The 13,409-nt window shown below is 39.1% G+C and carries 12 protein-coding genes; 10 read left to right on the top strand and 2 right to left on the bottom strand.

Annotation, left to right across the window (positions count from 1 at the left end):
- Window position 1 precedes the first annotated feature (1 nt).
- Genes DL92_RS0102470 through DL92_RS0102460 form a run of 3 tightly spaced genes read left to right on the top strand, consistent with a single transcriptional unit; the run spans window position 2 to window position 3,737 of the window.
- Window positions 2-1,102, top strand: coding sequence for an ABC transporter permease (locus DL92_RS0102470; protein ID WP_242845826.1), 1,101 nt, complete (start codon window positions 2-4; stop codon window positions 1,100-1,102).
- A 23-nt stretch (window positions 1,103-1,125) separates the two neighbouring features.
- Window positions 1,126-1,854, top strand: coding sequence for an ABC transporter ATP-binding protein (locus DL92_RS0102465; protein WP_026666798.1), 729 nt, complete (start codon window positions 1,126-1,128; stop codon window positions 1,852-1,854).
- 32 nt (window positions 1,855-1,886) lie between these two features.
- The gene (locus DL92_RS0102460) at window positions 1,887-3,737 is read left to right on the top strand and encodes a glycosyltransferase family 2 protein (RefSeq protein WP_197027231.1); all 1,851 of its coding nucleotides are present in this window, start codon (window positions 1,887-1,889) and stop codon (window positions 3,735-3,737) included.
- A 30-nt stretch (window positions 3,738-3,767) separates the two neighbouring features.
- Here DL92_RS0102460 and DL92_RS21850 read toward each other — a convergent pair whose 3' ends face one another.
- A complete protein-coding gene (locus DL92_RS21850; protein ID WP_442856117.1) occupies window positions 3,768-3,914 on the bottom strand; it encodes a DUF6718 family protein in 147 nt (48 codons plus the stop codon).
- Between the two features lie 154 nt (window positions 3,915-4,068).
- Here DL92_RS21850 and DL92_RS0102455 point away from each other — a divergent pair, with 154 nt between their 5' ends.
- Together DL92_RS0102455 and DL92_RS0102450 are read left to right on the top strand one after the other, a co-directional pair.
- A complete protein-coding gene (locus DL92_RS0102455) occupies window positions 4,069-4,341 on the top strand; it encodes a hypothetical protein (protein ID WP_026666796.1) in 273 nt (90 codons plus the stop codon).
- 100 nt (window positions 4,342-4,441) lie between these two features.
- Complete coding sequence (locus DL92_RS0102450; RefSeq protein ID WP_026654841.1) at window positions 4,442-5,362, top strand: hypothetical protein; 921 nt, start codon at window positions 4,442-4,444, stop codon at window positions 5,360-5,362.
- A 118-nt stretch (window positions 5,363-5,480) separates the two neighbouring features.
- Here DL92_RS0102450 and rpmB read toward each other — a convergent pair whose 3' ends face one another.
- The gene (gene rpmB / locus DL92_RS0102445; RefSeq protein ID WP_026512990.1) at window positions 5,481-5,666 is read right to left on the bottom strand and encodes a 50S ribosomal protein L28; all 186 of its coding nucleotides are present in this window, start codon (window positions 5,664-5,666) and stop codon (window positions 5,481-5,483) included.
- A gap of 229 nt (window positions 5,667-5,895) precedes the next feature.
- On the opposite strand from rpmB, the gene DL92_RS0102440 reads away from it, so the two are divergent.
- From DL92_RS0102440 to DL92_RS0102420, 5 genes are all read left to right on the top strand, one after another.
- A complete protein-coding gene (locus DL92_RS0102440; protein ID WP_026654842.1) occupies window positions 5,896-6,258 on the top strand; it encodes an Asp23/Gls24 family envelope stress response protein in 363 nt (120 codons plus the stop codon).
- Between the two features lie 33 nt (window positions 6,259-6,291).
- The gene (locus tag DL92_RS0102435; RefSeq protein ID WP_026666795.1) at window positions 6,292-8,184 is read left to right on the top strand and encodes a DAK2 domain-containing protein; all 1,893 of its coding nucleotides are present in this window, start codon (window positions 6,292-6,294) and stop codon (window positions 8,182-8,184) included.
- Between the two features lie 92 nt (window positions 8,185-8,276).
- Entirely contained in the window at window positions 8,277-10,346 is a 2,070-nt protein-coding gene (recG, locus tag DL92_RS0102430; RefSeq protein WP_026666794.1) for an ATP-dependent DNA helicase RecG, read from the top strand.
- A 68-nt stretch (window positions 10,347-10,414) separates the two neighbouring features.
- Window positions 10,415-11,284: a DegV family protein gene (locus tag DL92_RS0102425; protein WP_026666793.1), complete on the top strand. Its 870-nt coding sequence runs from the start codon at window positions 10,415-10,417 to the stop codon at window positions 11,282-11,284.
- Window positions 11,285-11,482: 198 nt separating this feature from the next.
- The gene (locus tag DL92_RS0102420) at window positions 11,483-13,405 is read left to right on the top strand and encodes a DNA gyrase/topoisomerase IV subunit B (RefSeq protein WP_026666792.1); all 1,923 of its coding nucleotides are present in this window, start codon (window positions 11,483-11,485) and stop codon (window positions 13,403-13,405) included.
- Window positions 13,406-13,409: the final 4 nt, after the last annotated feature.

Raw genomic sequence — 13,409 nt, 5'->3', positions numbered from 1 at the left:
TATGGTAAATAGCTTATTGTTTTTATGTATGCTGATTATTCCTACGCTGTTTGCATGGATTATACATAATTATCTTAGACATGGTGATTTATCAGATAAAAGAAAACTATTTTTTATTGCTGTTTATTTCTTTCTGATGAATGGTGTTTTGTATATTGTTTCATGGTTTAGGGGAGTCAAGAAACTTGATCCTTCAAATATGACAATATCTTTTCGAGCTAAGTGGATAGGCTTGGGAATAGTTTTGGGATTTATCGTTCCTTTTATAGTATGCCTACTTACGGAAGATCAGATTACTTTGGGTGGATTAAAGCGTTATATTAGACGATTTGTGAATGACATTCATAAGTATACGCCATATGCCATTCGCTCTGCGCAAGCTGATCTTCAATCTGAAGTATCGAGTTCATATCTTAACTGGATGTGGTGGTTGATTGAGCCTCTTTGTATGATGTTTATTTATGCAATTATGTTTGGATTTGTTTTTCGTATAAGTGAAAATTATTTCACAGCGTTTATTTATCTGGGATTGACAATGTGGGGGTTCTTTTCAAGAAATGTAATAGCCAGTGTTGGTATAGTTAGGGCAAATAAGGGAATTATAAATAAAATATATATGCCCAAATATGTGCTATTACTTTCAAAGATGTGTGTAAATACATTTAAGATGTTGATTTCATTTGGTGTGGCAGCTTTATTGATGATTTATTATCACGTGCCGCTTTCTGTAAATATCTTATGGTTTGTTCCGATTATTGTGGTTCTTTTTCTTATAACTTTTGGAATAGGAACTATAATTATGCACTATGGAGTATTTGTAAGAGATCTTGGATACATTATCGGTATTGTACTTCAGATGTTTATGTATATGACAGGAACATTTTATAATATTTCCAAACGAATACCGGCTCCTTTTGGAGAGGTGCTTGAAAAGTATAATCCAATAGCTTTTTTGATTGCCTCAATGCGTAATATTTTATTGTATGAGAAGGGGATTGACATACAGTTACTCCTATTTTGGACCGGTATCTCAATTATACTCATTGCATTAGGTGTTTTTACAGTATATAGCAATGAGAATGGCTATGTTAAGGCAATCTGAGACTGGAATGAGGTTGAACGCTAATGGAACAATATGCACTTGAAGTAAAAGATGTAAGTATTGATTATCGTTTATTCAACAATATTTCTTTAAGAGACACTCTTTTTCATAAGCATAAACACACTGAAATTTTTCAAGCAGTGAAGCATGTTTCTTTTGCCGTGGAACCTGGAGGGATACTGGGAATCATAGGAAAAAATGGAAGCGGGAAATCCACTCTTTTACGATCAATTGCCGGTGTTTTTGCGCCAAATAGTGGAACTATCGATCTTCATAGTCATAGCGTGTCATTGATGTCACTTGGCGTTGGTTTTAAGGAAAACTTATCAGGTCGAAAAAACATCCTTTTGTCGGGGATGTTACTGGGATTCTCGGAGGCAGAAGTACATGCGCGAGAAGAAGATATTATCGAGTTTGCTGATATAGGAGAGTTTATAGATCGTCCTGTGAGAACATATTCAAGTGGAATGTATTCTAAGCTTGCATTTGCGATTACTGCAATGCTTGAAACGGATATTATGTTGGTTGATGAGGTGTTATCTGTAGGTGATGAGCAGTTTGCACAGAAAAGTTTTAATAAAATGAAGGAACTGATTGAAAATGACATGCGAACAGTACTTATAGTATCTCATAGTGCTGAGACATTAAAAAAGCTTTGCAATCGTGTAATGTGGTTACATGAAGGAGAATTGAAGGAAATTGGCGAACCGGAAAAAGTTCTTGAAGATTATAAGAGCTTTATGAATTCTTAAAAAGCTTTATTGTGATGGAGGCGCTAATGCGCATGAACTTACAATCAATCTTGTATCCAACTGAACAAATATGTAATGAAGAAGCTCTTTATCTCCATCGAGATGGGAGCTTTATTCTGTTTGATGGATATTTTAATCTCTTTTATCTGGAGAAGCATAAGAAGTATTGCGAGATAGATGAGATGAGTCTTGAACTGAAAGTCAAAGGAATAAAAAAGATTGTAGTGATGCACGACAGAGAAGTTGTGGATGAGCATTTAATTGAAGCAGTTGTTCCAAGTGGGATGGAAAGGCTTGCGGGGAAAGTACCTAGCCGGCAAATTGAGCAGAGGATTTCGATTAAGTTACCTTATGCCTCTTTTGATAAGGGGGTGTTGTGGTTCAAGGCAGAAGTGTGCGATTATTCTGAGGAATGGTTGCTAAATGGATATTACAGCGCTTTAGACAGTGAAATGGGGATAAATGATTCGTGCGATTTTGTTGAACTTGCAGTAAATATATGTACTTATAAGAGAGAACAATATGTGGTTAGAAATATGAAATCTCTTATTAGTTGGATGACGACTCCTGATATTGACGGAAAAATGCCAAAAATTGCAGATCATATGCATGTATTCATCGTAGATAATGGCAGAACCCTTATGATGAATAAAGATTTTTTAGAGTTTGTTGAAGATGATCAAGAAATTCCGGGCGAGAGTATCCATGTTATTCAAAATTCTAATACGGGAGGCGCCGGAGGCTTTACACGTGGAATGGTAGAAGCTATTAAGCAAAAGGAAGAATACCATTTAACACATATACTTTTGATGGATGATGATGCGGTGTTTGATCCGGATCTTTTTATAAGATTATATGGGATATTGAGTTTTCTAAAACCTGAGTACAAGAATTTAACTGTTGGTGGAGCTCTATGGCGTCAGGATTATCTTTTTATACAATACGCTTCAGGTGAGTGGTATGAGCATATGGATATAACTAATGAGATACCATCTCTTGATCTGCGCTCTTATGAAGCTTGTATTATGCCGGAAATGTGTACTACAGAAAATGAGTATCAAAGATACAGCGGATGGTGGTGCTGTTGTTACAGCCTTAATACCGTAAGAATGGATAACCTTCCAATAAAGCAGATGTTTATTCATATGGATGATATTGAATACGAGAAGAGGAATCGACTTAATGGAAATCCTATTGCCTTTTTCAATGGAATAGGAGTATGGCATAAGCCCTTTGATACTGAGTTTCTTGGAGTTAAAACCTATTACAACACTCGTAATTCGCTTATTTTATCATCAAAACTGGAACCTGAACTAAGTTGCCGTATTATAAAGAAAAGGCTGTGCCGAATGCTGATTGGTAATTGTTTGGATAACCGTTATCTAAAAATGCATTTGATTTACATGGGAATAATGGATTATCTGAAAGGGCGTAAGTGGTTTGAATCATTGGATACCGAAGCGCATCATCAATATCTCTTGAAATATGTTAAAGTTTGGCAAGAGAAGATGATGATTACTGATTTAGATGATAATCGTATTAGAACATGCAAGGATGATATTATGTCATTCCAAAATGGATTGATTTCATTTGAAGAAGTTATATGCATGTATAAAGAAAAGAATGTCCATTTACCTTTTTATAAGAAGATAACATTAAACGGAAAGCTATTACCATCCAAGAAAGATGTTACTGTTGTCTTTCCGCATGATAGATTGTGGAAGAAAGGATATCGTAGTAGTCGCTATGTTTTTGTGCAACGGGATCCTAATAAAGTGTATTATGTAAAGAATAAACTGTCTGAAAGACTTGTGCTTGTTGGAATGCTGATTAGTGTTTTTTTTAAATTCAGAAAAGCCTCGGTTGAAGAGTTCAGAGAATGATTAGTAATGGATGATGAGCTTTTTTTAGAATTAAAAGAGGGGGAGTGGAAGTCTATCCGGTCTAAGCCTACTTGAGCAATAAGTTCTGCTTTTAATGATATAAGTGCTGGGCCAAGCTTTGCTTTTTAGAGCTATGCATCCACGTTTGTTAATATCTTTGGCAACAAGATAGCACATTTTGGGTTCCTCCTATTATTATGCTATTATATATCTACTGATTATAAAAATGGTATTTCTTTGGATGTCATTGTAGATTGTATTCCAAGCCTTTCAAAAGATGAAATTCAAGAAATATTTAACAGCATTGATGAAAACAGGAGGCCAACACCATATGAGTGATTTATTTGAAGGATTCAAGGGAATCAATGTGATTGAAGAAAAAAGAATTGGACGAAAAATAGGCGAGGACATACAGCTTATCAAGTGGATGTGCAAAAAAATCACAAAGGGCAAGGATGTATATACTATTGCATCTGAGCTTGAAGCTGATGATGAAATAGATAAGATTAAGAAAATCGTTGATGTTGTCATGAAACATACGGATGATTATGATGCAGAAAAGATTTATGATGAGCTCTCTAAAAATAATGTGTTTGATATATAAAATTATGATTTAGTTTTTGGAAATCAGTTTATTGATAATTTAGAAAGTTGCGTATTTTAGCGGTTTTGCTATAATATAGATGACTATAGGGAGATGATTCATGACCGCTAACAAGGATGTAAAGATAAACAAAAATTATAAAGACACTATTTTTAGAAAACTTTTTGGAGAAAGCAAAGAGAATGCGCTTAGTTTATATAATGCAGTAAATGGTACATCATATACAAATGAGGATGAACTTGAATTTACAACGCTGGAAGATGTTATTTACATGAAAGCCAAGAATGATGTTTCATTTATATTTGATTCATCACTTAGTTTATATGAGCATCAGAGTACATATAATCCGAATATGCCATTGAGAGGCTTGCTGTATTTTGCAGATTTATACAGGAAAATTTTACCTAATACGGAAAGCCTATATATGTCCAAACTTGTAAGAATTCCAGCTCCAAAGTATATTGTTTTTTATAATGGTGATTCGTCCAAGATGCCGGATGATGTAATTGAGCTAAAGCTATCATCTGCTTTTATTGGTGAAACAGAGCCCGGAAAATTCGAATGGACAGCTACGATGATCAATATACGTGCTGACAAAAACAGAGATATTCTTGAAAAATGTCGGATGCTAAAGGAATATTCGACTTTTGTCGAAGAGGTAATTGAAAACAATAAAACAATGAATATTAAAGATGCGGTCAATAAATCTGTTGAAGATTGCATAAAAAATAATGTTTTAAAAGAGTTTTTGACAATCCATAGAAAGGAGGTTGTTGATATGTGCTTAACTGAGTTTGATGAGATTAAATGGGGCGAGCTAATGAAGGAAGAAGGACGAGAAGAAGGACGAGAAGAAGGACGAGAAGAAGGAAAAACGGAAGGGAAACAAAATACAGTTTTTTCCTTGGTAAAAAAGGGCAAGCTTACACTTGGTGAAGCTGCAGAAGAGCTTGGACTCGATTTGTCGGCAACCGAAAAATTACTTTCTGAACACGGAATCTCAATTCCTTCAGTAGTATGAGACTAATAAACTGTTTTAATTATACGGACAGCTCCGGATGTATGAGGGGGCTGTTCTTTTTATATTAAAAATCTACAACAAAAAACCACCCATCAGGGTGGTTTAATTTTTGATCTTATTAAGCTCTTTCAACCTTGTTAGATCTAAGGCAGCTAGCGCATACGTGGATTCTCTTTGTGCCGCCGTTAACTTTAACAGCAACGCGGTGAACATTTGAATTCCAAACTCTGTTAGATCTTCTATGAGAATGGCTTACATTGTTACCGAAATGAACGCCTTTGCCACAAATATCACATTTAGCCATTTTGACACCTCCTTATAAGCCATGTTCGTTCAATAGCATATTATTGCAAATATCCGCAACATTGATATATTAGCAGAAGAAAAACAGAATTGCAAGCAAAATATACGAAAAAATATGTCGCTAAAAATTATATGGTTTATTTTTCGATAAATTGCTATTATAATACATGTGTATGCTAAAACGGAGCTCCATGAGAATTAAAGAGCTTCGGGTATTAAGGAGGGTAAATATGAAGGCTTCTTCTATGAATACTCACATGGGTAGTATATCTATTGACAACGAAGTAATCGCTCAGTACGCAGGAGCTGTAGCAATGGAGTGCTTCGGTATTGTTGGGATGGCAAATGTTAATGTAAAAGACGGACTTGTGAGTCTTCTTAAGATTGATTCGATGACAAGAGGAATTAACGTTTCTCTTGATGCAAATAACAAACTGATACTTGACTTCCATGTAATTGTTGCTTATGGGGTTAGCATTTCAGCTGTTTCAGACAATTTGATCGACAATGTAAAATATAAAGTAGAGGAATTTACGGGGCTTGAAATCGAGAAGATCAACATCTACATCGAAGGTGTCCGCGTGATTGATTAAGCCAAGAGATCAAGTTCTAGGAGGAATTTTGTTTTGAGTAATAATATAATTGACGCTAAACTGCTGGCTAAGATGTTTTTAAGCGGCGCCAAGAATCTGGAAGCGAAAAAAGAATGGATAAATGAACTCAATGTTTTCCCCGTTCCGGACGGTGATACAGGTACCAACATGACAATGACTATCATGTCTGCTGCAAAAGAAGTATCAAATCTGGGCGACAACGCTTCAATGGAAGCAATTTGTAAAGCTATTTCTTCAGGTTCTTTGAGAGGTGCAAGAGGTAACTCGGGTGTTATCCTTTCACAGCTCCTTAGAGGATTTACCAAAGTTGTTAAGCAGCATGATGAAGTTGATGTGGCAATACTTGCAGAAGCTTTTGACAAGGCTGTTGAGACTGCATATAAGGCAGTTATGAAGCCGAAGGAAGGAACAATCCTTACGGTTGCCAAAGGGGCCGGAGAGAAGGCTCACGAACTCGCTGTAGAAGGCACAACAGATATCACTTATTTTTGCGATGAAGTTATTAAATATGCCGAGGAAGTTCTTGCAAAGACTCCTGAGATGCTTCCTGTTCTCAAACAGGCCGGCGTTGTAGATTCAGGCGGACAGGGACTTGTTCAGGTGCTCAAGGGAGCATTTGACGGATTCCTTGGAAAAGAGATAGATCTTTCTATCACTGAAGAGCAGGTTACCCCCGGTGCAAGGGCAAAAGAATCTGCTCAGGAAGAGGTTGATATCAAATTCGGTTACTGTACCGAGTTTATAGTTCTTTTGAACAAGCCTCTTAATGTAAAACAGGAAATTGACTTCAAGGGATTCCTTGAGTCTATCGGTGACAGTATCGTTCTTGTTGCCGATGATGAGATCTGCAAAGTTCACGTTCATTCAAACGATCCCGGACTTGCGATCCAGAGAGCTCTCATGTACGGTCAGCTTTCCAATATGAAGATCGACAACATGAGAATGGAACACAGAGAGAAGCTCTTCCATGAAAACAAAGACGGTTCATGGGCAGAGATCGAGACAGAGATAAACGGAGCAGCTGAGCTCACTCCTACATACGAACCTAATGATGAGAATATTCCTCTTGCAGGAAAAGTAGATTCATCGGCTGTTTCTGAGAATAAGTCTGACGCTAAGGCTGAGACTGTGACAGAGGCAAAAGAAAATGCTAAGGTTGATACTGCGGCTGCAAAAGAGCCTGAGACAAAGGATGAAGCGCCTGCTCCTAAGGAAGAGCCCAAGATGCCTCGTAAGGATGTAGGATTTGTTACTGTATGCGCAGGTGCAGGTCTTGCCGAGATCTTCAGAGGTCTTGGCGTTGACTACGTTATCGAGGGCGGACAGACAATGAACCCCAGTACCGCAGATATTCTTGATGCGGTTGAGAAGGTTAATGCAGATACAGTAATTGTTCTTCCCAACAATAAGAACATTATCCTTGCTGCAAATCAGGCTGCAATCATGTCTGAGGATGATGATTCGGATAAGAAGATAATTGTTGTTCCTTCAAAGACTGTACCTCAGGGTGTTACTGCGATCATAAACTATGTTCCTGACATTCCGGTTGATGACAATGTAGCTGCTATGACAGAAGCTATCACAACAGTTAAGACCGGTGAAGTTACTTACGCCGTAAGAGATACTGTTATTGATGATGTTCAGATCAAACAGGGTGACTTCATGGGAATCGGCGATTCCGGAATTCTTTCTGTTGGTACTGACATGTCCGATGTTACTTTTGACATGCTCAACAAGATGATGAATGACGATCTCGAGCTTATCAGTATTTATTATGGTGATGAGATCAAAGAAAGTGATGCTCAGGATCTTAAGGATAGGATTACCTTGAAATATCCTCAGTGCGACGTTGAGCTTCAAAACGGCGGACAGCCTATTTATTACTACGTTATTTCAGCTGAGTAATTATTGTAAATACCGGCCGGGCAATAAAGCCCGGCTTTTTCATTATATTTACTTTATATAAGACATAATTTTTATCTAAAACGAGGACCGGTATGGGAGAAAGAGAACTTACAGAATCTGTTGAAAATCTAAAAGGAATCGGAGAAAAGACGGCGAAGCTCTTTAATAAGTGCGGTGTCTTTACGTGCAGAGACCTTATATACTATTTTCCCAGAACTTATGATGAGTTCAAAGCTCCCATTCGCGCATCAGAACTTGTAGAAGGTGAAGTCTGCGCCGTTTCTCTTACGATCATCGGAAGCATTATGAAAAGAAGTATAAGAAATCTTTCTATCATTTCTTTTGAAGGCGGAGATCAGACGGGCAGAGTTAAGATGACTTATTTTAATGCGCCTTACCTTGCAAGCTCCCTAAAATCCGGAACGGCCCATATTTTCAGAGGAGTAGTCAGGAAAAAAGGTAACTTCTTTACCATAGACCAGCCTAAAATGTATAAACCTGAAGAATACGCGGCTCTATGCGGCAAACTTATGCCAAGATATCCTCTTGTAAAGAGTCTTAGCAACAATACCGTGACAAAGGCTGTTCAGAAGGCGTTTAATAACGCGGGCAGATTCGAAGAATTTGTTCCTGAAGATATCATCAAAAGACTTGGACTTATGAGCTTTTTTGATGCCATCTACGGTATCCACTTTCCAAAAGACAAAGCTTCTTTGGAGCAGGCAAGAAGAAGGCTTGCTTATAATGAATTTTTCATATTTGTATTAAAACTTCGACTTTTAAAAAAACTTCAGGAAGAAAACAAAAATACTTTTCCCATGATGGAAGTTGCAGAGGCAAAGCGTTTTTTGGAAAAACTTCCGTATAAGCTTACAAATGCGCAGCTTAATGCGTATAACGATATCATAAACGACATCTCCGGTCCGTATGTCATGAACAGGCTTATTCAGGGAGATGTGGGATCGGGAAAGACCGTGGTTGCTTTTCTTACTCTTTTAACTGCTGCCGCAAACGGATATCAAGGAGCAATAATGGCGCCTACGGAGGTACTTGCGGCCCAGCATTTTGAGAGTTTCAAGGAAATGATCGAGAAATACGGACTTACAAGCCTTAAACCGGTTCTTTTGACCGGAGCTCTTTCTGCAAAAGATAAGAGAGAAGCGCAGAGGATGATAAAAGAAGGCGAAGTAAACTGCATCATCGGAACAAATGCGCTTATACAGGATAAAGTCGAGTACAAGAACCTTGCTCTTGTCGTAACCGATGAGCAGCACAGATTCGGCGTCCGCCAAAGAGAAGCTCTTGCAGGCAAGGGAGAAAACGTCCATGTTCTGGCAATGAGTGCAACGCCTATACCAAGGACGCTTGCCATTATTTTATACGGAGACCTTCATATTTCCATAATCGATGAGCTTCCGGGTGGCCGAATTCCGATCAAGAACTGCGTTGTAGGAACGGATTACAGAAATACCGCGTATAAATTTATCTGCGACCAGGTAAAAGCGGGACATCAGGCGTATGTGATATGTCCAATGGTCGAAGAAGGCGAGCTTGACGGCGTTGAGAATGTTACGGACTATACGGATAAGCTTAAATCCATGCTTCCGACCGATATTTCCGTTGCAATGCTTCACGGTAAGATGAAACCTTCGATGAAGGATGATATAATGGAAGCCTTCGCGCGTAAGGATATAGATGTTCTTGTTTCAACGACGGTAATCGAGGTTGGAATCAATGTTCCAAACGCGACGGTTATGATGATAGAAAATGCCGAGAGATTTGGGCTTTCGCAGCTTCATCAGCTCAGAGGACGCGTGGGAAGAGGGAATGCGCAGTCATATTGCATCTTTTTGAACACATCAAAGTCTGATGATGCAAAAAATCGCCTTGATATAATGAACAAGTCAAATGACGGATTTAAGATTGCGGAGGAAGATTTAAGGCAGAGAGGCCCCGGAGAATTGTTCGGACTAAGGCAGAGCGGAGAACTTAATTTCAGGATCGGAGATATTTATCATGACAGCGACCTTTTGAAGGAGGCGTCGATGGACGCGGACAGAATTTTATCCGAAGATCCGAATCTTGACGATATACAATATAGTGTACTTAGAAGTACGTTAAGTACTAAATCGGCAAATTTTGTTGACTTTACTACTTTATAAAAGTAATATTATTTTAGTTGATTAGGTTGAAAATAGGAGGAATATCGGCTTTTTACCGATGAATATTTATGGCAAAAATAGCGATATTAACAGACAGTAACAGCGGAATAACGCAGGCACAGGCAAAGGAACTTGGCATTCATGTAGTTCCCATGCCTTTTATGATTGACGAAGAAGAGTTCTTTGAAGATATAAATCTTACACAGGAGCAGTTCTATGAGAAGCTTGGCGACAATGCCAACGTTTCTACAAGTCAGCCTACTCCTGATTCTCTTATGAAAATTTGGGACGAGCTTTTAAAAGATCATGAAAGCATCGTTTATATTCCCATGAGTTCGGGACTTTCGGGCTCTTGTCAGAGTGCATATATGTTTGCTCAGGAAGAGTATGAAGGCAAGGTATTCGTGGTTGATAACCAGAGAATATCCGTAACACAGAGACAGTCTGCAATTGACGCAAGAGATATGGCTGAAAAAGGCTACTCTGCGGAAGAAATTGTTCAGAAGCTCATGGATACCAAGTTCGAGTCGAGTATCTATATTATGCTCGATACGCTTTATTATCTCAAAAAAGGCGGAAGGATCACACCTGCTGCCGCAGCACTCGGAACACTCCTCAGACTTAAACCCGTCCTTCAGATTCAGGGCGAGAAACTTGATGCTTTTGCCAAAGCAAGAACAAGCAGTCAGGGCAAGAGTATAATGATAAATGCGATAAAGAACGATATCGAGACGCGTTTTGGCGGCGCGAAAGCCAATGACTACTGGATAGCTGCTGCCTATACAAAGGATATCGACACGGCAAACGAGTGGAAGAAAGAGCTCGAAAAAGAGTTCCCCGGAATGGACATTCACATGGATCCGCTTTCTCTTTCCGTCGCTTGCCACATCGGTCCCGGCGCGCTCGCTGTAACGGTAACGAGAAAATTACATTTTTAAGTACGCGAAACAAAAATATTATTAAAAAATGATTTATACTGTAGTTTTATACAGGCAGATATATATTATATTTTGCGATTTTGTGCCACGGAAATGAGACCATGGGGCTCATTGGAGTGTTTGGCACAATCAGAGCAAAATATAATATATATCTGCCGTCAAAACCACAGCATAAAGATGAAAAGGGGTTTATAATTTATGGCTTCGTATGATTCATATGATGCTTCCAGTATTACTGTCCTTGAAGGTCTTGAGGCGGTAAGAAAACGTCCCGGAATGTACATCGGAAGCGTAACCACAAGAGGCCTTAATCACCTTGTGTATGAGATTGTGGACAATGCGGTAGATGAGCATTTGGCCGGGTTTTGTACTTTGATAAAGGTGACTTTGGAAGCAGACGGTTCCGCAACGGTTTCCGATAACGGAAGAGGTATTCCTGTCGGTATGCACGCAAAGGGAGTGACTGCTGAACGTATCGTTCTGACAACACTTCACGCCGGCGGTAAATTTGATAATAATTCATATAAAACAAGCGGTGGACTTCATGGTGTAGGTTCATCGGTTGTTAATGCGCTTTCTTCAAGAATGAGCGTTAAAGTCTTTAAAGATGGATATATCTATCAGGATACCTATGAGAGAGGTATCCCCACAACTCAGCTTAAGAACGGCCTTTTGGAGCCGATCGGCACAACAAAGGAAACGGGAACAACGATCAATTTCCTTCCCGACAATACCATCTTTGAAAAGACAAGATTCAAGGAAGACGATATCAAATCAAGGCTTCACGAGACGTCTTATCTCAATCCTTCACTGACAATAATATTCGAGGATAAAAGACCCGGTGTCGAGGAATATACACAGTTCCATGAGCCGGACGGTATTACAGGCTTTATTCGCGATATGAATAAGTCAAAAGAGGCTGTTCACGATGTTATCGCATTCAGAGGCGAGAGCGATGGTGTGGAAGTCGAGGTTGCTTTCCAGTATGTAAATGAGTTCCATGAGGACGTACTCGGATTTTGTAACAATATCTATAATGCCGAGGGTGGTACGCACCTTACCGGCTTTAAGACTATGTTTACCAACATAATCAATCAGTACGCCCGTGAACTTAATATATTAAAAGAAAAAGACGTAAACTTTACGGGAACAGATGTTAGAAACGGTATGACTGCCGTTGTTTCCATAAAGCATCCCGATCCGAGATTTGAAGGCCAGACAAAGACTAAGCTTGATAATCAAGATGCGGCAAAGATCGTTTCCAAGATAACAGGCGATGAGATGACAAGATTTTTTGACCGAAATCTTGAGACGCTTAAGTCTATCATCGGCTGTGCGGAAAAGGCTGCAAAGATCAGGAAGACGGAAGAAAAAGCCAAGACAAACATGCTTACAAAGCAGAAGTATTCCTTTGATTCAAACGGAAAACTTGCAAACTGCATAAGTAAGGATGCGTCTAAGTGCGAGATCTTCATCGTAGAGGGAGATTCCGCGGGCGGCAGTGCGAAGATGGCAAGAGACAGAAATTATCAGGCCATCCTTCCTATCAGAGGTAAGATACTTAACGTCGAGAAAGCAAGTATCGACAAGGTTCTTGCAAATGCTGAGATAAAGACAATGATCAATGCTTTCGGATGCGGATTTTCCGAAGGATACGGCAACGACTTTGATATAAATAAACTTAAATATGACAAGATCATAATCATGGCTGATGCCGATGTAGACGGTGAACATATTGCGACACTGCTTCTTACTCTTTTCTACAGATTCATGCCCGAGCTTATATATCAGGGACATGTCTATATTGCTATGCCTCCGCTTTATAAGGCTATGCCTGCAAGAGGCAAGGAAGAGTATCTCTACGATGACAATGCTCTTGTAAAATACAGAAATACACACAAAGGAAACTTCACTCTTCAGAGGTACAAGGGTCTTGGTGAGATGGATCCCGAGCAGCTTTGGGAAACAACCCTCGATCCCGAGAGAAGACTTCTAAAAGCGGTCGAGATTGAGGATGCCAAGATGGCTTCTCAGATGACCGAGCTTTTGATGGGAGTGGATGTTCCTCCGAGACGTGAATTTATTCATCAGCACGCAACAGATGCTGAGTTAGATATTTAAAGGG

Source organism: Butyrivibrio sp. AE2005 (assembly GCF_000686965.1).
GTDB classification, from domain to species: domain Bacteria; phylum Bacillota; class Clostridia; order Lachnospirales; family Lachnospiraceae; genus Butyrivibrio; species Butyrivibrio hungatei_A.
The sequence above is the reverse complement of the archived record's forward strand: the minus strand, read 5'-3'. Positions and strand labels throughout refer to the sequence as shown.

Excerpts from the sequence above, each read along its gene's own strand:
- DL92_RS0102470 (WP_242845826.1), top strand. The coding sequence starts at position 2 with ATGGTAAATAGCTTATTGTTTTTATGTATGCTGATTATTCCTACGCTG.
- DL92_RS0102465 (WP_026666798.1), top strand. The coding sequence starts at position 1,126 with ATGGAACAATATGCACTTGAAGTAAAAGATGTAAGTATTGATTATCGT.
- DL92_RS0102460 (WP_197027231.1), top strand. The coding sequence starts at position 1,887 with ATGAACTTACAATCAATCTTGTATCCAACTGAACAAATATGTAATGAA.
- DL92_RS21850 (WP_442856117.1), bottom strand. The coding sequence starts at position 3,914 with ATGTGCTATCTTGTTGCCAAAGATATTAACAAACGTGGATGCATAGCT.
- DL92_RS0102455 (WP_026666796.1), top strand. The coding sequence starts at position 4,069 with ATGAGTGATTTATTTGAAGGATTCAAGGGAATCAATGTGATTGAAGAA.
- DL92_RS0102450 (WP_026654841.1), top strand. The coding sequence starts at position 4,442 with ATGACCGCTAACAAGGATGTAAAGATAAACAAAAATTATAAAGACACT.
- rpmB (WP_026512990.1), bottom strand. The coding sequence starts at position 5,666 with ATGGCTAAATGTGATATTTGTGGCAAAGGCGTTCATTTCGGTAACAAT.
- DL92_RS0102440 (WP_026654842.1), top strand. The coding sequence starts at position 5,896 with ATGAAGGCTTCTTCTATGAATACTCACATGGGTAGTATATCTATTGAC.
- recG (WP_026666794.1), top strand. The coding sequence starts at position 8,277 with ATGGGAGAAAGAGAACTTACAGAATCTGTTGAAAATCTAAAAGGAATC.
- DL92_RS0102425 (WP_026666793.1), top strand. The coding sequence starts at position 10,415 with ATGGCAAAAATAGCGATATTAACAGACAGTAACAGCGGAATAACGCAG.
- DL92_RS0102420 (WP_026666792.1), top strand. The coding sequence starts at position 11,483 with ATGGCTTCGTATGATTCATATGATGCTTCCAGTATTACTGTCCTTGAA.